The organism is Flavobacterium poyangense (genome assembly GCF_011751075.1).
In the GTDB taxonomy this organism is placed as follows: Bacteria; Bacteroidota; Bacteroidia; order Flavobacteriales; family Flavobacteriaceae; genus Flavobacterium; species Flavobacterium poyangense.
The window spans coordinates 19901-43477 of record NZ_JAALLN010000010.1; the positions used below are offsets into that span (position 1 = coordinate 19901).

At 37.0% G+C, this 23577-nt stretch carries 15 protein-coding genes; 2 read left to right on the plus strand and 13 right to left on the minus strand.

The annotated features are described in order from the left end of the window. Positions 1–35 precede the first annotated feature (35 nt). The 3 genes from G3A47_RS15435 to G3A47_RS15445 form a co-directional block, all read right to left on the minus strand. Positions 36–1046 carry a 4-hydroxyproline epimerase gene (locus G3A47_RS15435; protein WP_166923895.1) on the minus strand — a complete coding sequence of 337 codons (1011 nt, stop codon included), beginning with the start codon at positions 1044–1046 and terminating at the stop codon, positions 36–38. Between the two features lie 7 nt (positions 1047–1053). Next, entirely contained in the window at positions 1054–2631 is a 1578-nt protein-coding gene (locus G3A47_RS15440; RefSeq protein ID WP_166923897.1) for an aldehyde dehydrogenase (NADP(+)), read from the minus strand. 115 nt (positions 2632–2746) lie between these two features. Next, positions 2747–3661 carry a dihydrodipicolinate synthase family protein gene (locus G3A47_RS15445; protein WP_166923899.1) on the minus strand — a complete coding sequence of 305 codons (915 nt, stop codon included), beginning with the start codon at positions 3659–3661 and terminating at the stop codon, positions 2747–2749. A gap of 180 nt (positions 3662–3841) precedes the next feature. Between G3A47_RS15445 and G3A47_RS15450 the strand changes: the two genes are divergently transcribed. After that, positions 3842–4687, plus strand: a complete 846-nt coding sequence (locus tag G3A47_RS15450; RefSeq protein ID WP_166923901.1) for an AraC family transcriptional regulator — start codon at positions 3842–3844, stop codon at positions 4685–4687. 112 nt (positions 4688–4799) lie between these two features. On the opposite strand, the gene G3A47_RS15455 is transcribed toward G3A47_RS15450, so the two are convergent. The 3 genes from G3A47_RS15455 to G3A47_RS15465 all read right to left on the minus strand — a co-directional run bounded on the left by G3A47_RS15455 (position 4800) and on the right by G3A47_RS15465 (position 7704). Continuing rightward, positions 4800–5600: a polysaccharide deacetylase family protein gene (locus G3A47_RS15455; protein ID WP_166923903.1), complete on the minus strand. Its 801-nt coding sequence runs from the start codon at positions 5598–5600 to the stop codon at positions 4800–4802. A gap of 389 nt (positions 5601–5989) precedes the next feature. After that, positions 5990–6679 (minus strand): LytR/AlgR family response regulator transcription factor, encoded by a 690-nt coding sequence (locus tag G3A47_RS15460; protein ID WP_166923905.1) that lies wholly within the window; start codon positions 6677–6679, stop codon positions 5990–5992. Continuing rightward, a complete protein-coding gene (locus tag G3A47_RS15465; RefSeq protein WP_166923907.1) occupies positions 6676–7704 on the minus strand; it encodes a sensor histidine kinase in 1029 nt (342 codons plus the stop codon). Before G3A47_RS15465 ends, G3A47_RS15460 begins: the two co-directional genes overlap by 4 nt. Positions 7705–7848: 144 nt before the next feature. Here G3A47_RS15465 and G3A47_RS15470 point away from each other — a divergent pair, with 144 nt between their 5' ends. After that, on the plus strand, positions 7849–8751 hold the full coding sequence (locus G3A47_RS15470) for a DUF6268 family outer membrane beta-barrel protein (protein ID WP_166923909.1): 903 nt from the start codon (positions 7849–7851) through the stop codon (positions 8749–8751). A 510-nt stretch (positions 8752–9261) separates the two neighbouring features. On the opposite strand, the gene G3A47_RS15475 is transcribed toward G3A47_RS15470, so the two are convergent. The 7 genes from G3A47_RS15475 to G3A47_RS15505 all read right to left on the minus strand — a co-directional run bounded on the left by G3A47_RS15475 (position 9262) and on the right by G3A47_RS15505 (position 23556). Beyond that, positions 9262–10185, minus strand: a complete 924-nt coding sequence (locus tag G3A47_RS15475) for an ROK family protein (protein ID WP_166923911.1) — start codon at positions 10183–10185, stop codon at positions 9262–9264. Positions 10186–10208: 23 nt separating this feature from the next. Further along, on the minus strand, positions 10209–11672 hold the full coding sequence (locus G3A47_RS15480) for a glycoside hydrolase family 125 protein (protein ID WP_166923913.1): 1464 nt from the start codon (positions 11670–11672) through the stop codon (positions 10209–10211). A gap of 5 nt (positions 11673–11677) precedes the next feature. Beyond that, positions 11678–13963 carry a GH92 family glycosyl hydrolase gene (locus tag G3A47_RS15485; protein WP_166923915.1) on the minus strand — a complete coding sequence of 762 codons (2286 nt, stop codon included), beginning with the start codon at positions 13961–13963 and terminating at the stop codon, positions 11678–11680. Positions 13964–14115: 152 nt separating this feature from the next. Beyond that, positions 14116–16380: a GH92 family glycosyl hydrolase gene (locus tag G3A47_RS15490; protein WP_166923917.1), complete on the minus strand. Its 2265-nt coding sequence runs from the start codon at positions 16378–16380 to the stop codon at positions 14116–14118. 101 nt (positions 16381–16481) lie between these two features. Beyond that, entirely contained in the window at positions 16482–18473 is a 1992-nt protein-coding gene (locus G3A47_RS15495) for a beta-mannosidase (RefSeq protein WP_166923918.1), read from the minus strand. A 462-nt stretch (positions 18474–18935) separates the two neighbouring features. After that, positions 18936–20450, minus strand: coding sequence for a SusD/RagB family nutrient-binding outer membrane lipoprotein (locus G3A47_RS15500; protein ID WP_166923921.1), 1515 nt, complete (start codon positions 20448–20450; stop codon positions 18936–18938). Between the two features lie 16 nt (positions 20451–20466). Then, on the minus strand, positions 20467–23556 hold the full coding sequence (locus G3A47_RS15505) for a SusC/RagA family TonB-linked outer membrane protein (protein ID WP_243860474.1): 3090 nt from the start codon (positions 23554–23556) through the stop codon (positions 20467–20469). Positions 23557–23577 lie beyond the last annotated feature (21 nt).

The following is a 23577-nucleotide window of genomic DNA, read 5'->3' on the forward strand; positions in this document are numbered from 1 at the left end:
AGACGCGGATAAAAAAAGATCTTTTCTTTTTTTCTTTAAATTACCTGAAATCCGAACGCATAAGGATCATCACTTTCATCAATAATTATATTGTTATAGCCGTACACTTTTGCCCATCCCTGAATGCTTGGAACAATCGCCGGAATATCTCCAATAGACGTTTCTTCGACTACTTTTCCAATAAATTTACTTCCTATATAACTTTCGTGAATAAACTCTTCGTTTAGTTTCAACTTTCCTTTAGCGTGTAATTGCGCCATTCTTGCTGAAGTCCCGGTACCGCATGGGGAACGATCTATGGCTTTATCTCCGTAGAAAACAGCATTTCTTCCTGATGAAGTAGCATCTATTGGCTCACCTGTCCATAACATATGAGTCACATCTCTGATCGTGTTGTTTTCGGGATGAATAAAATAATGTGGGTATTCTTCGTTTATGCGATTACGCAACTCCTGACTGTACTGAATAATTTTACTTGCGGTAAAATCCTGGACACCTGAAAAATTCTCTTGTGGATCTACAATAGCATAATAATTTCCTCCATAAGCCACATCAAAAACAAGCTCGCCCAATTCCGGACAATTGATAGTTAATCCCTCAGCAGCCAAATAAGATTTAACGTTGGTTAGACGTACCCAATCTACTTTGGCTCCTGTTTGCTGATATTCTATTTGTACCAAACCAGCCGGTGCTTCCATTCTGATTTTGCCGGGAACTTTTGGAATTACCAAACCTTCTTCGATTGCGATTGTGATGGTTCCGATTGTTCCATGTCCACACATAGGCAAACAACCTGATGTTTCTATGAACAAAATTCCGAAGTCATTGGCAGGATCGCTTGGCGGGTACAAGATACTTCCGCTCATCATATCATGACCACGAGGTTCAAACATAAGTCCTTTTCTGATCCAGTCAAATTCTTTTAGGAAATGTTGGCGTTTTTCGCTCATAGAATGCCCCTGCAAATTTGGTCCTCCACCAGCGACAACTCTTACGGGATTACCGCAGGTATGTGCATCTACACAAAAAAAAGTTTTTTTCAGCATTATATATTTAGGATAGTGTTAGTTTATTATTTACTGTTCGTGCAATTTGCAACGGATTATTGTTTTGCAGTTCGGCAGGCAACAAATCGTCCGGCCAATTCTGATAACTTAAAGGGCGTACCCATCTGTAAACAGCATGTGTTCCTACCGCAGTGAACCTCGAATCTGAAGAAGCCGGATATGGTCCGCCATGCAACATAGATGCGCATACTTCTACTCCAGTTGGAACTCCGTTAAAAATCAAACGTCCAACTCGATTCTGCAAAGCAAAAATCACAGCCTGATGCTTTTGTAATTCATTCTCCTCACTGATAATGGTTCCGGTTAATTGTCCGTCTAATTTATTAATTATTTGGATCAATTGTGCCTCATCTTCACATTCTACGAGAATTGAAAATGGCCCAAAAACCTCATGACTCAATGATTCGTTTTTTAAGAACTCTTCTCCGTTTACTTTCAAAATGGTCTGACGTCCATAATTTGGTAATACTTCACCTTTGAACTGAGCCACTTTAGAAACTCCTTTTTGACTTTCCTTTTCTGCAATCCCCTTTTCAAAATCAGTTTGCATAGAAGAGTGTAACATACATGAAGGTTCTATTTTTTCGATCGCTGTTGTTAATTCAGCCTCAAAATCATTTAATTCCGGTCCTTTTACTGCCAGTAATAAACCGGGATTGGTACAAAACTGACCTGCTCCTAAAGTAATTGATCCTGCATAAGCAGCTGCCCATTTCTGACTGTTTGCTTTCAAAGCTTCAGGCAATAATACAACCGGATTAACACTTCCCATTTCGGCAAAAACCGGAATCGGTTCAGGACGCTGTGCTGCTAAATCACATAGCGCACGACCTCCGCTGATACTACCCGTAAAACCAACTCCTTTAACTAATGGATGTTTTACTAAGCTAGTACCCAATGTTCTTCCTCCTCCGACAAGATTAGAGAAAACACCTTCCGGCATATTTGTTTTTTTCGCTGCTTTGATAATAGCCGAAGCAACCATTTCTCCGGTTCCAATATGCATCGAGTGACTTTTTACGATAACCGGACAACCCGAAGCCAAAGCGGAAGCGGTATCTCCTCCTGCTGTTGAAAATGCAAAAGGAAAATTACTGGATCCAAACACTACAATAGGACCTAACGGCACCAACATTTTACGCAAATCTTCTTTTGGAACCGGTTGTCTGTCCGGTATTGCAGTGTCTATTGTAGCCTGAACCCAACTTCCGTCGGTAAGCATAGCGGCAAACGAACGCAATTGTCCAATCATCCTGCCTCGCTCTCCTTCTGCTCTTCCTCTTGGGAAACCGGATTCGCTACAATATTGAACCAACAATTCATCTCCTAACTCTAAAATTTCATCTGCAATAGTGTTTAAAAACTGTGCTTTTTCTAAACCGGAACATTTTCTATAAGCGGCAAAGGCTTGATTGGCTAAAGCAACTGCCTCTTCGATTTCTTCAGGAGTTGCTTCTGTAAAAATCCACGGATTTTCGGTATTTAATTGCGGATTAAACGTTTTTACCGTTTTTGTCCCCTCTGCTTTGAGTTGACTTCCTATATAATTTTTTCCTGTAATCATGTTTATTGGTATTGATAGATGAATACTTTGCTATTGCGAAAAAGTAGCAAAGCCAATCTTGTGATTATACTTTATAACTTCACGGGCGCAATTATAAATTACGCCCAGCGTGTTGTTATAAATTTTTGTAATCCGGTAATGTTGGTCTGGTACGTAATCCCTCAGCAATAATGCCTAAAACTTTCTCTCTCTCGGTACCCTGAAGCGGTAATCTTGGGGCGCGAACATACTCGCTACCTATACCTGTAGCTACTTCTGCCAACTTGATGTTTTGCACTAAGAAAGAATTAATATCTAATTCTAATAAAGGCAGGAACCATCTGTAAATTTTTAAAGCTTCGTCAATTCTTCCTGCTTTAGCCAAATTAAAAATAGCGACAGTTTCTGCCGGAAAGGCACAAACCAAACCCGATACCCATCCGTCAGATCCCATCAATATACTTTCTAATGCCAATGTATCAACTCCTGATAAAATTTTTAAACGATCTCCAAAACGGTTAATCATTCTGGTCACATTTGAAATATCTCTTGTTGATTCTTTTACCGCTTGAATATTATCATATTTTAACAATTCTTCAAACATGTCTAAGGTCACTTCAATTTTGTAATCGACCGGATTATTGTACACCATAATCGGAAGCGAAGTATTTTTAGCCACTTCAGAAAAGTAAACTACTGTTTCGTGATCAGAAGCTTTGTAACGCATTGGAGGCAACATCATCAGACCTTTTGCTCCATCTTGTTCTGCTTTATTGGCTGCCAGAATTGCTCCTTTTGTAGTTTGTTCTGCAATATTCATTATCACAGGTACTTTACCATTAGTAAGTGCAACAGTATGTTTTACCAACTCTCTTTTCTCGTCTTCTAAAAGTGTGCTGGCTTCCCCTAATGTTCCGCCTAAAATAATTCCTGATACACCAGCCTCTAGTTGTGCTTTCATGTTTACTTCAAACATATTGAAGTCTAATTTATCATCTGCAGTAAATTTTGTAGTTACTGCCGGCATAACGCCGTTCCATTGAATACCCATAGTATTGATTTTTTAAAGTAGACCAAAATTATCTAGAAACAACAGAGCATTCACGCAAAAAATTACCTCAAAACAATACTATATTACCCTATATGAGAGATAATTGTAAAAAACACACAATAATAGCATCATTTTTTTACTAAAATGCAATATATTTGATTGTAACTAACCAACCAAACCATGAAAGTTTTTCCATTTAAAATTCCAAAATCTGGAGAAGAACCCCTTATCTATCAAGAAGATATAGAAATCTCTTTTTACGACAAATTACACCAACATGAAGAAATTCAGATTAGCTTTATTGAAAAAGGCGAAGGAGCCATTTTTGCCGGAGACACCATTTCACAATACCGCGAAGGTGATGTATTAGTGATTGGAAGCAATTTACCCCACGTTTTTAGAAGCGACGTTCAGGAAAACGAAACTTCTATTATGCGAACCTTATTTTTTACTTTTAATTCTTTTGGAAAGGATTTTTTTGAATTGCCTACTTTCAAAAATATTCATCCCTTCTTAGAAAACAGCAAAAATGGATTCATCATTCATAACACCCCAAAAAAGGTCGCCAAATATTTTAAGAAACTAAAAAAAGCAGATAGCTACTCTCGTTTTATACTGTTTCTGGATATTGTAAAATGGCTTTCAGTCTCAGAGAACAACTCTCTCTCTAATTATTTGTATCATAAAAAAATAACAGACAATGAAGGCAAAAGGATGCAAACGGTTTTTGAGTATGTCATGACCAATTTTCAAAAGAACATTACACTTGACGAAATTGCTTCTATAGCCAATATGACCAAAAATGCTTTTTGCAGGTATTTTAAAGTCCGCACCAACAAATCTTTTTTTCAGTTTCTAATTGAAGTCCGGATTGAGCGGGCGGCAAAACTATTATCAAGTAGTGGGGAGCTTTCTGTTTTGGAAATTGCAGAACTATGCGGGTTTAATAACATCTCTAATTTTAACCGAAAATTTAAAGAATTAAAGCAGCTTTCGCCATTACAATATCGGAAGCTCAATTTATAAGAAATCTACGGAGCCTAGGAATGGACGCGGATGAGACGGGTTTGCTTTGCAAAGACGCGGATAAAAACGGATTTTTTATATTACTTAGAACAATTGTAACTGACAGATTAAATTACTTTTTCAGGTTTTTTAAATCATCGACTGAATAGAATTTAAGATCGTTTTCTATTGCAAACGCACAAAGTTGTTTCAATAAACCAATGGGGGTTTCTAATCTGTCGTTTACTTTGTCTACTGTTTTATGTCCGTAGAAAATAACAATTTTATTATGCTGTTTTGCATACAATAAAAGGCTTTTATAATAAGCGAGATTAAACTGTTCGTAATCTTCGTCTATTCCTAAACCGTAAATAACACGTTTGTTTTCGTAATAACAATATTGGCCTGCCGGTATAAGTTCTCCGTAGGTTGTGCCTCTTATAAAATCAAAGTATTTGAGCAATCTTTTATCTAATTCGCTATCTCTGGCTCCGTCGGGATAGGCAAAAGATTTGATATCAAATCCGTCTTTGAACATGATTTCTTTTAGCGGAATAATTTCGTTTTTTATATAAGCGTCGAGCCCGTGTTGTGCCACATATTTTAAGGCGTTTTCGTGATTGTAACCGTGTCCGGCGATATCGTGTCCTTTATTTTGGAGGTAATGAAGTTTTTCTTTTTGCTCTGCTGTAAAGGCACTGTACTTACAGACAAAAAAAGTAGCTTTCCAATTATAGGGACGCAGTTCTTTTTCTGCATTGTACCAGGTATCTACGTAATCGTCATCGAAAGTTAAAACAATTCCCGGTTTAGGTTGGTAAGGCAGTTGCTTTTTGGGCGAATTAGGAATGTCGGCCCTTACATCAAAATCCACAAACAGAATTACCGCAAAGGCAATAAATAGCAACAAGAATACTAGTGATCGTCGTTTCATTACGGTTACAATTATACTCTCAAATATACTCAATTAATTATCAGGAATATACTTATGCAATTATTTATACTTTAATATGGTAGATACTTTTTACAATTAAACATAGAAACGTTGCTTTTGAACGCGGATGAGACGGATTTACTTTGTAAAGACGCGGATAAAAACGGATTCTTCTTTTGAAATGATGCGCTTTTTTTAACTTCCTTTGATATTTGGAATGTTTTTCTACGCGGATGAAACGGGTTTACTTTGTAAAGACGCGGACAAAAACGGATTTTTTCTCTTATAACTTCTGTACAACAAATACCAACTTGGTAAATACTCCAACCTGAAAAAAAATCCTTTTAATCTGTGTAATCTGTGGCTTTTTATTACTATTAGCATGATCGCTAGCTTTTGAAACGCTCCATGATGTTGTTTTTTCTATTTCTGGCAATCGGTAAAATAGTGTTCTTTACCGAAAGTTTTAAACCATCGATATGTGTTACGTATTTTGCATTCACAATATAACAGCGATGAATCTGTAGAAAATTATCATCGGAAAGCTGATCTGCAATGCTTTTTAAAGTTTGATGAATGATAATCTTTTTACTGTTCTCTGTGTATATTTCTATATAATTCTGCATACTCTTGATATACATAATTTGTGTTGGCTGCAGTTTTACAGTGGCACCATTCTCTTTAAAAAACAAAGGTTTTGAAATCAACTCTTGGTGATACATCAAATCATATCTCTTTTTGGCTTTTATAACCGCGGCTTTAAAGTCTTCAAAGAAAATAGGCTTTAACAAATAGTCTACGGCATTTACCTTATATCCTTTTAAGGCATATTCTGAGTAAGCTGTTGTGAAAATAATCATCGCAGGCTGGTCGGCAATTCGTTTTGCAAATTCCAGTCCGTTGAGCAATGGCATTTCTATATCTAGAAAGATCAGATCAACACTTTCTGTTTTTAGTTTTTCAAGAGCCAGTAGCGCATTAGAAAAAACACCTACATTGCTAAGAAAGTCAAACTCTTTTATGAAAGAATCCAGGCCTTCTCTGGCAATTCTTTCATCGTCAATTACGATACATTTCATGCGTTGGTCAGGTTTAATTTAAGGGATACTCCGTACGAATCTGCTTCTGATACAAACGCTAATTCGTAGTTGTCTTTATAGGAAAGTTCTAATCTTTTCTTTGCGTATATTAACCCAACTCCTGCCTTCTTTCGATTTGGTGTATGTGAATCAAATGAATTTTTTATGTTCAAAAACAATTGATTTCCTTCTTTTAAAAAAACATGCAACTGTATATAATTCTTCTCTTCTATAAAAGAAGAAACGTGTTTAAAAGCATTCTCAACAAAAGTGGATAACAGAAATGGTATTACTAAAAGTGTATTTTCAGGTATGTCCCATTGACACGAAATGTCAAGGTCTTCTCCTGAACGTCCCTTTTCTAACTCGAAATAATGCTTTAGAAAAGAAATCTCATTGTCTAATCGGATCCATTTATTCTGAGATTCATATACATAATATCGCAATATCTTGCTGTAGGCGGATAATAATTCCAGAGCCTCATCCTGGTCCTTGCGAATCAAAAACTGGAGATTATTGAGTATGTTAAATGTGAAATGTGGACTAAGTTGGGTTCTTAAATGATCGATTTCCATTTCCAGTACACTATTTCTTAATTCCTGATGCCTTTTCTCTGCAGCAACATTCTGCTTGAACATTTCAATAGAATAACACATTCCTGAAATTAAAATACTCGCCAAAAGTGTACCGCAAAACATAGAGATCAGATCATTTGGCACTATAAAGGTTTCCGGCATTATGAATCGCACTATCAGATAACATTCTACCGTAATTAAAAATGCCGAAATACAGCTAATGGATAAAACTGAAAACACAAACCTTCTTGTATGAAGTGTTTTTATATACTTTTTTATAATACAATTGAGAAAGAACACATGAACCCTTAAAGTCAATACATTAAGTCCTGCAGTCAAAACAGCGGTTGGAAAACTAAACGTTGGATTACCCGTAAGTATCAACTGCAATAAAACAACAAGAAATACAAAAATCCAAAAAAGAAGGCTGGCCCTTTTGATCGTAAACATACTGGCAAAATTTGATTGTAAAATTACTGTATTTTCTATCATATCGCTGACCACTCGTCAACAAATAGAAACCATTGGTCAAAACCAAAAAAAAACTTTAGTCTGATGGAATAGTTTTGCCCCGTCAAATAAAAAACATTAAACATGAGAACATCTTTCTTACTTACATTGTCAATAGTACTATTGGGAATTACGCAGGCTAAAGCACAAATATCAGTTCAAACAGAATATATTGGACAATCCCGTTACGGCGATGAAGAGAAAAATAATATTGCGAATGGCAAAGGGTCAGCCACGATTTATCAGGCAAACGCTAATATTCCAATATACGCGAAAATGAATAAAGATAGTCTTCCGATCGTTTGGGGAGTTTCGGTATCTGGGGCATACGCTTCACTGGATAACAAAGATTTTACTCAGGATATTGTTTTATCAGATATCGTAAATGCTTCATTTTCGCTGTATAATATGCGTCCGATAAGCCAAAAGTGGAAGCTTCTGACTTTTGCCGGGGCAGGAATTTTTACGGATCAGACCAAAATTTCGAAAATGGGTGCGAGAAGCGTGCTTGGAAACGCAGGGGTTATTTTTATCAAGAAAATCAACTCGAAACTAGATCTGGGAGGTGGACTGGCCTTCAATAATACATTTGGATATCCAATGTTATTCCCGGCCTTATATCTTAGTTACAATTCTCCCGGAAAATACATCTTCAGCGTTTCCCTTTTAAGCGGACTACAGGCATCCGCAGGATATCAAATAACGGACTACTTTACACTTAGTCTTATCGGTCATATGAACGGGCAAATGGCTCTGGTTGAAAAAGGCGGTAAGGATGTGATCTTTACTCATCAATATCTGGTTGCAGGATTAAGACCGGAGTTTAAGATTAACAAACACATTACTATTCCGGTTACTCTTGGGATCAGTGGTGCGCGTCCGGCTTACTTTACAGACAGGACTTTGAAAGGTTTTTTCAGCGATAAGGCTAAATATCAGTTTCAATCGGCACCTTATGCTTCTGCTCAAATCAACTATAATTTTTAACAGGGCTTTTGGGATGCGGATGGCACGGATTCGCTATCGCGAAGACGCGGATGGGCACGGATTTTTTTATTTTTTTGTGGGGGGCTTCGACTTCGCTCAGCCTGACAGTAATTTGGCTTTGCTCAGCTTGAAAGCGGAAGTGTTATTTTCAAAAGAAAAATTGTTTTTTTGAACTTTACCTCAAAACAACCATGGTGTCATCCTGAGCGAAGTCGAAGGCTTGTGGAACTGATTTGGTTTTGCTCAGCTTGACAATGCTGCATCTCTGCTTAGTTCGGCAACTGATAATTTTATAAATCGAATCGGGTTAACTGATAATTTTAACAATAAATGGGCAGTATGTTTTTACTGCCCATTATCTTAAATCAACATTATTAAAATGATATCTTTTCTAACAGCACTTTTTTCGTATTTGCTTACGAGCATTCCTGTACTTTCGGATGAACCTTTACAGCATTCTGTTAATTATTCTAAATCAAATAATTACCAAATACAGAGACCAAGCCTGAATTAAAATGCTTGTTCGGTAGAATCTGATGTACATAACAAACTTACTGCTCCGAGCAGAGCGGCAACTTCATTATCATTTGAGACCGAAACTTGTATTTCGATACCGGCTTCTTTTATGTTTTTACTAAAGGAAGGCAAAAATAAAGTTCCGGCATTGGCTATTTTTCCTCCAATAATAATATGATCTGCAGCGAAATTTTGTATCTGTGGAATTACAATGGCAGCTAAATCGGTACCCATTGTTTCGAATACACTGATCGCTAATTGATCGCCTTCAATAGCCAAATTATACAATTCCAAACCATTATTGAGTGTTATACCGCTTAAAGCATAATAATGCGATAGAAGTCCACGTACCGAAACATAGTCTTCAGCAATGCTGTTTTTATACGGAAGATTGTATATTTCTCCGTCTAATGGCACCAAATCTCCTGTTGTTACCGAAACTCCTTTGTCAATAAAACAAGCTCCTAAGCCTGTACCCAGTGTAATAGCTATTACTTTCTTAGACAGATTCTCTTTCTGTTTAAAGACTTCGCCTTTTCCAAAACAAACTGCGTCATTTTCAAAAAGTACGGGAAAATCGGCAGAAAAGCTAAGACTGTCTAAAAGCAGATTTCGGATATTTAATCCATAAAAATGTTCGTATTTAGATTGTCCTTTTATCCAGCAAACTCCCTCTTGATAGTCAAATGGACCGGGCATACACACTGCTAAACCTGCCATACTTTCGATTTTAGAATTTTCTATGGCGGCAGAAATTGCTTTCTCCCAAATCGTCATCACCTGGTCAACCGGTAAATTAGAGTCAAAAGATTCTTTTTGCAGTGAGAAATCTATCACTTTCATCTCTGCTATATTGATAACTGCTGCTGTAATATGTGTCCCCCCTATATCTAGCCCAATGGCGTGTGGTGTATTCATTTTTCCTTGTTTAACTTGCTTCTTTAGATATTTTTATTCTTTAAAATTTGAGGATATTTTTGGGCAGTGTGCACAATCATTTCTCCAAATAAAGTATTGGCCCATGCGAACCACTTTCGTGTAAATTTTGCAACATCGTCCTTGTGAAAAGATTCATGCATAAATCCGGTATCTGCATTTGTTTTTATCAAATTGCTAATACAGGCTTGAATTTCTTTTTCGTCTACACTTGTAATGGCTCTCAGTACAATACTCATCGGCCAGATGGTATCAACTCCTGTATGCGGACCTCCAATACCTTCACCTGCTTTTCCTTTATAGAAAAAAGGATTATTTTCTGAAAGTACTACTTTACGTGTATTAAGATACAGTGGGTCATTTGGCTCAATTGCTCCCAAATAAGGCAAAGACAACAGAGAAGGAACATTGGCATCGTCCATCATGTGGAAACTACCATAGCCATTCACTTCAAAAGCAATAATTTTTCCGAATTTCGGATGGTCAATAATTCCGTTTTCTTCTAATCCCTTTTTTACCTGCTCTCTTAATTCTTTTGCTTTCGCTACTAAATCATTGTCTTTAAGTGCCGGCAAAGAGAATATTTCAATCAGATAACCCAATATTTCAATCGCAAACATATTACTTGGAATCAGATAGGGAAACAAAGTACTATCATCACTTGGTCTGAAAGTAGAAACAATCAATCCGCATGGTTTTACCGGATAACCATAACCGCCTAACGGGACACCGTCTGTAGCCCAAGCTGTTTGACGCTGAAAAGTGTATGGTCCTCCTTTTCCGTCTAATCGTTGTTGCTCTTTGAAAGTTTGTAAGATCAATAACATCGCTTTTTTCCATTGGTCATCGAACAAACTTATGTCTCCGGTTTCTTTCCAATAACCGTGTGCCAATCGAACGGGATAACACAAACTGTCAATTTCCCATTTTCTTTCATGAATACCGGGTTGCATTTTGGTCAGGTCATTTTTCCATTCGCTTTCTTTGGTAAAATCTTTGTAAAAAGCATTAGCATACGGATCCAACAAAATACATTTTGCCTGACGGTTGATTACTCCTTTGACCAATTCGGCCAATTTAGGATCTTCTTTCACAAACGGAATATAAGGCCAAATTTGTGCCGTACTGTCTCGTAACCACATTGCATCGATATCCCCCGTAATTACATAGGTATCCGGTTTTCCGTCGATGATTTCAAAATCGACTGTGGTATCCAGCGTATTTGGAAAACAATTCTCAAACAACCAGGCTAATTCCGGATTTGCTATTTGTTTTTTGATTTTGACAATTGCGGCTTCGATTGCTTTACTGGTAAATTTTCTTTCGGCTAACGGAGGTCTTTTACTCACAAAATCTTTAACAGTAAACTGAAAATCTTCTGAATTTAATCCAAAAGCATTTCCTTGAATAGCCAATAGTCCTGCTGAAAAAATTCCTGTATTTTTTATAAACTTTCTACGTGATTGCATACATTTTATTTTGAAGTTGAATAAGAATATGGATAAGCTCCGGCTGTTGTACCTCTTTGTAAATTAGGAGAACTGCTCATCTCAAAGTTTAATTCTCCGCCTTTCAATACATCAAAATGATTGATATAATTTTTAGTGTAAGTTGTATTATCCCATTGTAATTCGTTTACATATTTATTACTTCCTGAATTATTTGGAGCTTCTATAACAAACTGTTTTCCGTTTTCTAACTGTAAGGTTGTTTTCTTAAATAAAGGGGCACCCAAAACGTATTCTTCCGTAGCGGGGCATACCGGATAAAATCCCATAGCCGAGAAAATATACCAGGCAGAAGTTTGTCCGTTGTCTTCATCGCCACAATACCCATCAGGAGTAGGTTTGTACAAACGATTCATGACTTCTCTGGACCAATATTGTGTTTTCCAGGGTTCTCCGGCATAGTTGTACAGGTAAATCATATGTTGAATAGGTTGATTTCCGTGTGCATATTGTCCCATATTCATAATTTGCATTTCACGGATTTCATGGATTACTGATCCATAATAACTATCATCGAAAATTGGAGGTGTGGTGAAAACCGCATCGAGTTTGGCCGTAAAAGATTTTTCTCCTCCCATCAGATCAATTAGACCCTGAACATCATGAAATACACTCCAACTGTAATGCCAGCTGTTTCCTTCAGTAAAGGCATCACCCCACTTAAAAGGATTAAAATGGGCAGGAAAACTTCCGTCTTTGTTTTTTCCGCTCATTAATCCGATAGCGGGATTGTACAGATTTTTATAATTCATCATTCGTTTTTCGAACAACTTAATTTCTTTCTTCGGACGATTTAAGGCCTGCGCTAATTTCCAGATTGCAAAATCATCATAAGCATACTCAAGCGTTCGTGCCGCATTTTCATTAATTTTTACATCGTACGGAACATATCCTAAAGTATTGTAATAGTTCACTCCTCTTCTTCCCACGGCGTCCATTGGCCCTTCGTTATTGGCGCCTTTTACTAAAGCTTCGTACAACATATTGATATCATATCCGCGTAATCCTTTCATGTAAGCATCTGAAACTACGGAAGCAGAATTATTCCCCACCATAACATTTCTAAAGCCCGGACTGGACCATTCCGGTAAAAAACCACCTTCTTTGTAATCGTTTAATAAACCTTCCTGCATTTCTTTGTTTATAGAAGGATATACCAGATTTAACAAAGGATATAAAGCGCGAAAAGTATCCCAGAATCCGGTTCCTGCGAACATATAACCCGGTAACACTTTTCCGTTGTATGGACTATAATGCACTGTTTTTCCGTCAGCATCAATTTCATATTGCTTTTGAGGGAAACAAACTGTTCGGTACAAACAAGAATAGAACGTTTTTAATTGTTCCTCATTAGTATCTTCTACTGCTATTCTGCCTAATATTTTGTTCCATTCTTTTTTAGATTCCGAAACGGTTTCATCAAAAGAAGCAGTCCCTAATTCGTTTTTTAAATTCAATTCGGCCTGCGCTAAACTGATAAAAGAAGAGGCTACTTTTACATTTACTTTTTCTCCTTTTTTGGTTTTAAAACCCACTACCGCACCAACATGAGTTCCCGTAAATTCTAACTTCCCTTTTTCTAAGGTTTTCTCATTCCAGGTATTATTTGTTAAAAAAGGTTTGTCGAACTGCAAAACAAAATAGTTTCTGAAATTCTCAGGAACACCACCGCTATTGCGGGTTGTATACCCAATAATTTTATTTTCTGACGGTATAATTTTAATGTAAGAACCTTTATCAAAAGCATCTACAACAATAGACGAATGTTCGTTATCCGGAAATGTAATCTGAAAATGAGCAGCTCTTTCTGTGGTGGTTATTTCTGTTGTAACATCATAATCAGCCAGATAAACACTGTAATAATAGGGTTTAGAAACCTCTGCTTTATGACTAAACCAACTTGCGCGTTCGTCTTCGATAAAAACCTGTTTACCGGTAACCGGCATAATCGAGAATTGCCCGTAATCATTCATCCAGGGCGATGGCTGATGGGTTTGCTTGAATCCTCTGATTTTTTCTGCGGTATAGGTATACGCCCATCCGTCTCCCATTTTTCCGGTTTGTGGCGTCCAGAAATTCATTCCCCATGGTCGACAAACCGCAGGATAGGTATTTCCGTTAGAAAGATTGGGTAACGATTGTGTTCCCATCAAAGGATTTACATATTCGACAGGATCTAAGTTTTTAACCTGTGCATTTACCAAAATACTGCATTGCACTAATCCTAAAAAAATTAAACTCTTTATTTTCATAATTTTATTTTTTTTGTACTGTAAAATGTGAGTTGTCAGATGTGAGTTGTCAGATGTGAGATGTGAAAAGTAGATCGCAAATTGTTTTTTTAATCCTAACATCTTACAAATCACATTTTACATCTCACAAATTACCTTTCACTTTTCACATATTACAATGGTCTGTCTTCTTTATTCACTCCAAAAGTTGGCGAAGGTTTGTTGCCCATATACAATTTTAGCTCTCCTCCTTTTACGATCATATCGTGTGTGATATACGATTTGGTGTAAGGCTTTCCGTTGTATTCCGCTTTTTGGATGTACATATTGATATTGCTGTTGTTTACTGCATTTAATGTAAACGAAATTCCTTCTTTATGATGGATAACCGCGTGATTTACTAATGGACTTCCCAAAACATAAATTCCATTGGCAGGATTGACAGAATAAAATCCCATCGAAGAAAAAACATACCAAGCAGACATCTGACCTAAATCTTCGTTACCGCATAATCCATCGGGTTTAGTAGAATAAAATTTATCGTCGATCTCACGAATTAATTTTGCTGTTTTCCAAGGTTGTCCGGCGTACGCATACAAATACGGAATGTGATGATTAGGCTCATTTCCTTGAGCATATTGTCCGATTAAACCACTGATATCGGGAGAGATTTCTTCACCTTCAACCTTATCTGTTAATAAAAATAAAGCGTCTAATTTGGCTAAAAACTTATCCTCACTTCCAAATAAATTAATCAAACCATAAGGATCCTGAGGTACTAACCAAGTATATTGCCAGGCATTTCCTTCTACATAATCATCCTTGCGATGCACTGACGAAAGAGGGTTAAATGGCGTTCTCCAACTTCCATCGGTTAATTTACCTCTCATAAATGTAGTTTCTTTATCAAAATAAAGTTTGTACAAATTGGCTCTTTTGGTAAAGTAATCGTAGTCTTCTGTTTTATTTAAAGCTTTTGCCATTTGAGCCACACAGTAATCGTCGATAGCGTATTCTAAAGCATTTCCAACCGATTCTCCAATTTTATCTGCCGGGATATATTCCAGTTTTTGAATATAATCCATACCGTCACGCGTTTGCATGGCCGTTTTTCTAATTGCTTCGTAAGCCAATGTTACATCATAGTCTCTATATCCTTTCAGGTAAGCGTCTGCAATTACGGCTATAGAATGGTTCCCATTCATGGTATTGGTTTCATTCCCCATTAAATGCCAAACCGGTAATCTTCCTTGCTGCTTGTAAATGGCCAGGAACGATTTGATAATATCATTAATCTTATCCGGTTGCGTAAGGGTATACAACGGGTGTAAAGCACGGTAGGTATCCCAAAGTGAAAAGGTGGTGTAATTTGTAAAATTAGCCTTTTCATATACTTTTTTATCTGTTCCAAGGTAATCTCCGTTGACATCATTAAAAATAGAAGGGGCAAACATGGTATGATACAATGAAGTATAAAAAACTTTCATTGTTTTATCGTCTGCTTTTATTTGTATTTTACTCAGCTCTTTATTCCACTTAGTATTGGCTTCTTTTACTACTTTATCAAAATCCCAGTGCGGAATCTCTGCTTGTATATTGGTAAAAGCATTCTCGTAACTTACGGGAGAAATTCCCACTTTTACTAAAACCTGTTTGTTTTTTAGTCTCGTAAAATCCACTACGGCTTTCATTTTCAAACCTTCTCCTTCATTTCCTTTCACAGGAGCAATGCTATCATATAAAGTCAAAGCGGCGATTGGCTCCGAAAATTCCATTGCAAAATAAATGCGCTGATCTGTAGCCCAGCCTTTAGAATAGCGATATCCTATAAGAGTCTTTTCGTTTATCTTTTTTATAAATGTTTTTACGGGTTTGTCCCATCCAATTCCGTCAGCAAGGTCCAATAAAACATGAGAATCGGTAGCCGAATCAAACGTATATTTATGAAAACCAACTCTTTCGCTGGTCGTTAGTTCTGCTTTAATTTTGTATTTGTCTAATAAAACACTGTAATACCCGGGTTTACTGACTTCGTTTTGATGTGAGAAGTAGGAACCGTAACCGTTTACCATATCTTCTTTTGTTCCCCTTGTCAATGCAACTTTTCCGGATACCGGCAACAAAAGAATATCATTTAAATCCCCTATTCCTGTTCCGCTCAAATGTGTATGTGTAAAACCTAAAATCGTATTACTCGCATAGTTGTAACCGCTACACCAATCCCAACCTTCAAACACATTTACCGGCCCTAACTGAACAGCTCCAAAAGGAACATTAGCTCCAACAAATACATGTCCATGACCGGCAGATCCGATCAAAGGATTTACATAACTGGTATAATCAGCATGGTGTCGTTTTATTTTACTTTCTTGTGCAAATACTGATAAATTAACCAGCATAATTAGTAGGACAATAACGTGCTTGTGTTTTTTATTCATTTTAATTTATTTTATTGATGTGCATGGGTATGTTTCGGGTCTATGGATTTGTATGGGTTCCAGGTGGAGACGCACTGCTGTGCATCTCTACACGGGTATATTTATTTGTATTTATTTAAAACATCGTACAACGAAACAACCTTGATATCGGGATTTACTATTTTGCCCTCAAATGAAAGGGTTTTCTCTTCTCCGGCTTTCATATCTATATAATTATCACTCCATTTTCCGGTGTATCCTTTTATAGAAATGAAGACATATTTTGAGGCCTTTACGGCTTTTAAAATCACTTTATTCCCCTTTACCTGCCAGCTTATTTTTGGGTCTTCAAATAATAAGTCTTTTGGACGGGTAAGGTCTATTTCGGGGGTGATATCATCCCGATAGGCTTCCCGCATGGCATACCAGGCCGCTTTGGGTTGGCGGTTGTAATAATCGGTAACACTCCAACTCGCTACCGGCCAGCAATCGTTAAGCTGCCAAACTAAAGTTCCCATATTGTAAGGGGCTTTAGAACGATGAATACCAATAATATTCTTGAGCGAATAATATTGTAGGCATTGCGTGAGATAGGTATAATCTTCCACATTCATCTTTTTTATTTTGGTGGAATCTATAAAGTATCGGTTTAAATAGGAATCTAATTTTATAAAACCTTTCCCGGCTTTTTGATGGGCCTGCAAAATGTCTGAATACAAATATCGGTCCTCGGGTAATGTAAAGGCTTCAACAGAAGAATAATTAGGCATGGCCTGCATGCCATATTCACTTACAAAACGACCTGTTTTATTCTTTACGGCTTCTATATCTTCTAATCCCCACCAAGTGCCCCAATAGTGGCTGTCTCCTTCGGTAATACTTTTTTCTTTAGACCAGTGAAACAAAGGCGAAGAGCTAATATAAGGTCGTTTATCGTCTACTTCTTTTACCCATTTTGGAATACTGTCCTGAAACAAACGAACATAATCATGCCACAAACGGGTTGAATCCTGTTTGGACATTTTCATACTTTTTTGCCATCCCCAATTTTTAAAGGCTTCATCGGCTTCATTATTACCGCACCACAAAACAATACTTTTATGGTGTCGCAAACGTTTAACCTGATATTTAACTTCTTCTTTTACGTTGTCAAAAAAGGCTTTGTCACCCGGAACCATAGTACCGGCGAACATAAAATCCTGCCAGACATTGATTCCGTATTTATCGCATAAATCATAAAAATAATCGTCTTCATAAATTCCTCCGCCCCAAACGCGAAGCATATTCATATTGGCGTCTTTTGCCAAAGCAATTACTTTTTCGTATTCTTTTTTGGTCATTCTGGAAAGAAAAGCATCGGAAGGAATATAATTAGCTCCTTTCATATAAACCGGTTTACCATCTATTCTAAAGTAAAATGATTTACCAAGACTGTCCGGCTGCTGTACCAATTCGATCTTACGGTTTAAAACATATGGTTGCTCTGTTTCTTTTTTATCGTAAGCTTCCAGTCGTGGTGTTTTCCAAATTCCACAAGTTGTAAATTTAGGTCCCCAATCCCATCCAAAATGATATTGTGCTTTACGAACATAAGCACGAGGGTTATCAGGAATTACAAAAGGCAGGTCTTTTTTAGCAAGAGAATCAACCACATTTTGAGCAGACTCGAATACAATAACTAAATCATTATCTCCTGATTTTAGTACTTTTTTTACATCTACACGCCATTGACGGAACATATTGTTGGCTTTTAAAACCAACTGATTGTTCAGGTAAACTGTAGCATAAGTATCCAGTCCATCAAAGACCAATTCTGTGTTTTTCTTTTTTAGTGTCGCTTCAGCTACCTTAAAAGTCGTTTTATACTCCCAGTTTTTGCGTTCTACCCATACCACTTTCTTCTCATTGTCTCTGTAAAATGGGTCGGGGATTGCTTTATTGTTTAATAAATCGGTATGAATCTCTCCTGGAACTGTAGCCGGGTACCATTTTTGCGTTTTTTCTTCACGATATTTCCAATCTTGTTTTAAATCAATATTCTGAGCAGTAACTACCGATGAGAACTGGATTAGACCAAGGCAGATTATGCTATAAAAGTTCTTTCTTAAATTCATTTTATTTGGGAATAAAGATGCTATATGAATTTTAATTTTTGGCAGTAGGAGAAGGAATAAAGCGCTACACCATTATTCCTCCTCTTTAGGGGTATATGTCAACGAATAACTAACAAAATATTCAAAAATCATTTTCCTAATACTGCATCTATTTTAACGGGAATTTGTGTAACAATTTAATCAATTTAACTGGAGTTACTGTATTTTAAATCAACTTATTAACAACCCTAAAAACTATTCTTCCTTATTCTTTAATTTCTTTCGGTGTATTAAAAAAGAACCTCCTTTTTTTCAGCAAAAACGATTTTAGCTGCTGCGAAAAAAAAGACATTATTACAATACAATAAAATCTTAGAAATAAGAATTAAATCAGGTAATTATCAATTGATGTTTTAAAGATAAGCCGGGTAACAGGACATTACCCGACTTATACTAACAAACCAACCAAATATATATTTTATACTATTTGTCCCACCAGATTCTGGTTGTCATAAGATCTAATCCCTGACGTTGAATGGCAGCCTTATAATTGTCTTCATTTGTTACCAACTCAGACTGATCGTAAATTAATCTTCTCGGAATAGTTCCCTGCGTTTCTCCTCGAGGGTCATTAACAGGAACCAATGCCGGAAAACCAGTTCTTCTATACTCTGAAAAAGCTTCAAAACCATTAAACAATAAAACAATCCATTTTTGACCTATAATTTGTTCTATTTTTTGTGCTTCTGTACCAGCTGATTTAAAAGGAAACGCTGCGATATAGGCATTGTATTCCGCCAATGAAACCGGTGGAACTTTGTCTCCGAAAATAGTCAGAATCTGCATGGCTGCTTTTACTCCGTCTTCATAGTGTTTTTGTGCTGTTCCGCCAACATTCCAGCCTTTCACTGCTGCTTCCGCCAAGATAAATTCTACTTCGGCATAAGACATCAATAAAGTAGGTGCATCTAAACGCAACACTGTAGAAGTATTCGGATCTGAAAAAAGCTTTTTATCACCACCCGGAAATTCTGTAGCATCATTAGCAAGACCTTGCTGACTTGCAGGAGAATTATTCCCGCTTGCTTCCAACTTGGCATAAATTCTTAAACGCGGATCATTTGTGTTTTTCAATGCGTCTATAAAAGTCTTGCTGTACTTGATGTTTGCCTCTCCTCCGTTCAGATCATTTCTAACCCATGAAGAAGTAATCGGATTGGTTTTAACTCCTGCCGGACCTGCATCATGTTTTAACACAACACTGTCGATATTTGAAGTAAATACACCTTTTGCAGCTGCTTTTTCGACATATTCTCTTGCTTTGACAGGATTTACTTTAGACAAACGCATGGCTACTCTTAGCATTAATGAGTTTGCAAACTTTTTCCATCTTGCTACATCACTTTGATAATACAAATCTGCATTACCTACAAAACCTTTATTGGCATCTAATGCTGTTCCTGCTTCATCCAGTTCTTTTAAAAAATCATTATAGATTGCTTCCTGTGTATCGTATTTCGGAGCAAAAACATTTCCGTTGTATCCTTTTCCTGCTTCAAAATAAGGGATCTCACCATAAGTATCTGTCAGCTTCTGAAACATCATTACTTTCATAATTCTGCAAGCCTGAATCATATTGGAGTTCTCAGGCGTGTTTTCTAGCACCGATAACAACTGCATGATCTGATTCAGTCCCTTTCCATACGATTCTCCAAAAAGAGAAGCTGAATACTCCGGAGAATAAGTGTATTTTGATCCCGGTCCTCCCAACGAAGAAAAGTGCTGTACGATTTGAGCTGCATAAGAATTATTCCCTCTTGTATTAGAAAAATCCTGTCCGTCAACATAAATTTCAGCAAGGGTAAACATCGATTTTACCGCTGGATCTGTCAAGGCATTCGGGTTTTTATTCATTTCCTCAAATCCTTTATCGCATGATGTTAGTGTTAATGTACCAACTAACGCAGCGCAAAATATTTTTATATATTTATTTTTCATTTTTTAATTTTTAGGATTAGAATTTAACATTAAGCGTTACACCGTAATTTCTTGTCAAAGGCATAGAAGCTCTTTCAAGTCCTTGTGCATTACTATTAGAATAGTTAGATTCCGGATCAATGTTTGGCACTTTATCATAGATTGTCCATAAATTATGAGCTGAGAAAGCTAAACTAATAGATTGAAATGGCGATTTCTTGATAAAAGAACTTGGGAAATTATAAGCAAAAGAAATCGCTCTAAGTTTTACAAAATCAGCATCGTATACAAAGTTTGAGGTTATATCACTATAACTTCTCCAATAATCGTAAGCCGACAATTGTTTGTTAACCGGAGCACCATTAAAATCAATACCTGATACCGCAACTCCTCCTTCACGACCGGAAAGTGTTGATTCGGTCAATCCGTAGCGAGTTCCCAACTGATTTGTAGCAGAATAGATTTCGCCACCAAACTTAGCATCTACTAAAATAGAAAGAGTGAAGTTTTTATATGAAAAATCATTTGAAAGTCCCATTGAAGTTGGTGCCACACCTTGTCCGGCAACGATTAAATCGCCTCTTACAAATCGCCCATCGTTCCCTAACAGAATGTTTCCTTTTTCGTCTCTCAGGTAATCATAAGCTGTAATAACTCCAAAAGGCTCTCCTTTCTTTAAAACTACAGAAGCTCTTCCGTCTCTGTTTCCTTCCAGTACTTTCATAGGAACTTTTCCTGACAGACTAACTACTTCACTATCATTATAAGCAAAATTATAACCTACACTCCAGGAGAAACTTGGTGTTTTTATCGCTTTCACATTGATTGCAAACTCCACCCCTCTGTTCAGAATCTGCCCCACATTGATTTTAGTTGTTCTAAAACCCGAAGCTTGAGAAATATCTGCATCTGCAATATCTTTAGTTGTCTTTTTACTGTAAAAAGTCAAATCTGTACTCACTCTGTTGTTAAAGAATGTGTTTTCAAAACCAAATTCAATTGTGCTTACATTATAAGGCTTCAAAAATTGGTTTGGAACAGTCTCTCCATTAATCCCTAAAATAGGTTGACCTTGCGAATCTGTTTGCCCGTCCGGTGTTGTATAAGTTAAATCTAAAGCATATGCTTCTTGCAATCCTCCTCCTACGTTACCCCAACCGGCTCTAATTTTACCATAAGACATCCATTCCGGTAATTTTATCACCTCAGAATAAATAAAACTGGTACTTACCGATGGATAAAAAATACTATTATCTTGCGGATTTAAAGTAGAAAACCAGTCTTGACGGCCTGTTAAACTAACAAATAAGAAATCTTTGTATCCTAAATCTGCTGAGTAAAAAAGAGAGTTTACTTCGCGTTCAGAAAATAACTTTTCCGTTTTATCCGGTTGCGTATTTCCATAGAAATATTTAAACGGTACAATAAAATTATTCCCTTTCATTTTAATACCACTAAATCTGTTGTGTTGACGATTGGCGCCGACAAAAGCATCTAATGATAAATTTTTAACGATATCTCCTCTATACCCTAAATAACCGGAAGCATTAACTTCTGAACGATTTTCCACTCTGTTTTCATACGATCCTCCTGGATTGTAATTGATTCCTGTTGGCTCAATTTCAGTATACTCGTAGTTAATATCATCTGCACCGATAACAGCTTTAGCATAAAGTTTATCCGTAATGTTATAAGTTACTTTTGCAGAACCGATAAAACGTTTTCTAAGATCTTCGTTTAAAGGCTGTTCTGTAGTAAAATATGGGTTGGTGTGGTACACATTGGCACCAAAATAATCTGCTTCTCCCCCATTTTGATCGTAGGCATTTCTAAGCCATCTGATGTCTGTGCTCGGAGTCAGGAAAGTAGTTGGAAAAGAAGGATTTCTAGGAGAATCGTTCAGATAAGGTCTGTTCTTACTTTTCTCTACAATGTACTGTGCATTTGCCTCTACATTTATTTTCTTGTTTGGAGCCGAGTTTAAACTCAACGAAATGTTATTTCTACCGAAATTTGTGCCCGGTAAAATAGACTCGTCTTTTGTGTTTCCTACAGATAATCTGAAGTTCGTCGTTTCATTTCCACCTGAAATGGCAAGAGTGTTACTGAAAGAAGTTCCCGTTCTGTAGAAATTTTCCACATTGTTCTTTCCATATGCCTGATAAGGTCTTGTGGCACCGTCTATTGAGATTGAATTGGTACCGTCATATCTATCACCCCAGGCAAAATAGTAAGAATCTCTAGCTTCCTGCAAATTACCGAATCTTTTATAAACACCATTTACCGGTGCTCCTGCGCCGTACTGATCCTGCCAGTTTAAAAGACTTGCCGGTGTATTAAAAGTAACATTTGTACTAAAATCTACTCCCAGTCCTGTTCCGTTTTTACCTTTTTTAGTCGTAATCAAGATCACACCGTTTGATCCTCTGTACCCATATAAAGCAGAAGCGGCACTCCCTTTTAATACAGACATCGTTGCAATATCCTCCGGGTTGAAAGAAGACATACCATCACCTTTATCGGCGCCTCCCCACATTCCCGCATTTCCTTGTTGACTATTATCAATCGGAATACCATCAACTACATACAAAGGCTGATTAAGACCCGAAGCCGAAGTAGCTCCACGAATAACCACACGGCTGGAACCCGAAGGCCCGGTAACCGGTGCAGAAACGTTAACCCCTGCAATTTTCCCTTGAAGGGCATTACCTAAGTTAATTTCTTTATTCTTTGTCAGTTCATCTCCTTTTACTTCCCCAACGGCATAACCTAAACTTTTCTTTTGTTTTTTAACACCGAATGAAGTGATTACAACCTCATTTAATTCTTGCTTGCTTTCTGATAATACAACAGAAATTGTCTTTTCATTTTCCTGAAGTACTACTGATTTTGATACAAACCCCAGAGAAGCTATTTTTAAAGTAACTTTTCCTTCGGGAACATTTAACTTAAACTGACCGTCAAAGTCTGTAATTGCATTAAATGGTTTTCCTTGTACTTCAACCGATGCACCAACAACTCCCTTGTTCTCTGCATCTACCACTATGCCTGTTATTAATCGATTTTGTGCAACAACACCTAAGCTGCTGAACAATATCATTCCTAACACTGCTAAAATTCGTTTCATAAGCATTTTTTTTGGTTTAAT

Excerpts from the sequence above, each read along its gene's own strand:
- G3A47_RS15435 (WP_166923895.1), bottom strand. The coding sequence starts at position 1,046 with ATGCTGAAAAAAACTTTTTTTTGTGTAGATGCACATACCTGCGGTAAT.
- G3A47_RS15440 (WP_166923897.1), bottom strand. The coding sequence starts at position 2,631 with ATGATTACAGGAAAAAATTATATAGGAAGTCAACTCAAAGCAGAGGGG.
- G3A47_RS15445 (WP_166923899.1), bottom strand. The coding sequence starts at position 3,661 with ATGGGTATTCAATGGAACGGCGTTATGCCGGCAGTAACTACAAAATTT.
- G3A47_RS15450 (WP_166923901.1), top strand. The coding sequence starts at position 3,842 with ATGAAAGTTTTTCCATTTAAAATTCCAAAATCTGGAGAAGAACCCCTT.
- G3A47_RS15455 (WP_166923903.1), bottom strand. The coding sequence starts at position 5,600 with ATGAAACGACGATCACTAGTATTCTTGTTGCTATTTATTGCCTTTGCG.
- G3A47_RS15460 (WP_166923905.1), bottom strand. The coding sequence starts at position 6,679 with ATGAAATGTATCGTAATTGACGATGAAAGAATTGCCAGAGAAGGCCTG.
- G3A47_RS15465 (WP_166923907.1), bottom strand. The coding sequence starts at position 7,704 with ATGTTTACGATCAAAAGGGCCAGCCTTCTTTTTTGGATTTTTGTATTT.
- G3A47_RS15470 (WP_166923909.1), top strand. The coding sequence starts at position 7,849 with ATGAGAACATCTTTCTTACTTACATTGTCAATAGTACTATTGGGAATT.
- G3A47_RS15475 (WP_166923911.1), bottom strand. The coding sequence starts at position 10,185 with ATGAATACACCACACGCCATTGGGCTAGATATAGGGGGGACACATATT.
- G3A47_RS15480 (WP_166923913.1), bottom strand. The coding sequence starts at position 11,672 with ATGCAATCACGTAGAAAGTTTATAAAAAATACAGGAATTTTTTCAGCA.
- G3A47_RS15485 (WP_166923915.1), bottom strand. The coding sequence starts at position 13,963 with ATGAAAATAAAGAGTTTAATTTTTTTAGGATTAGTGCAATGCAGTATT.
- G3A47_RS15490 (WP_166923917.1), bottom strand. The coding sequence starts at position 16,380 with ATGAATAAAAAACACAAGCACGTTATTGTCCTACTAATTATGCTGGTT.
- G3A47_RS15495 (WP_166923918.1), bottom strand. The coding sequence starts at position 18,473 with ATGAATTTAAGAAAGAACTTTTATAGCATAATCTGCCTTGGTCTAATC.
- G3A47_RS15500 (WP_166923921.1), bottom strand. The coding sequence starts at position 20,450 with ATGAAAAATAAATATATAAAAATATTTTGCGCTGCGTTAGTTGGTACA.
- G3A47_RS15505 (WP_243860474.1), bottom strand. The coding sequence starts at position 23,556 with ATGAAACGAATTTTAGCAGTGTTAGGAATGATATTGTTCAGCAGCTTA.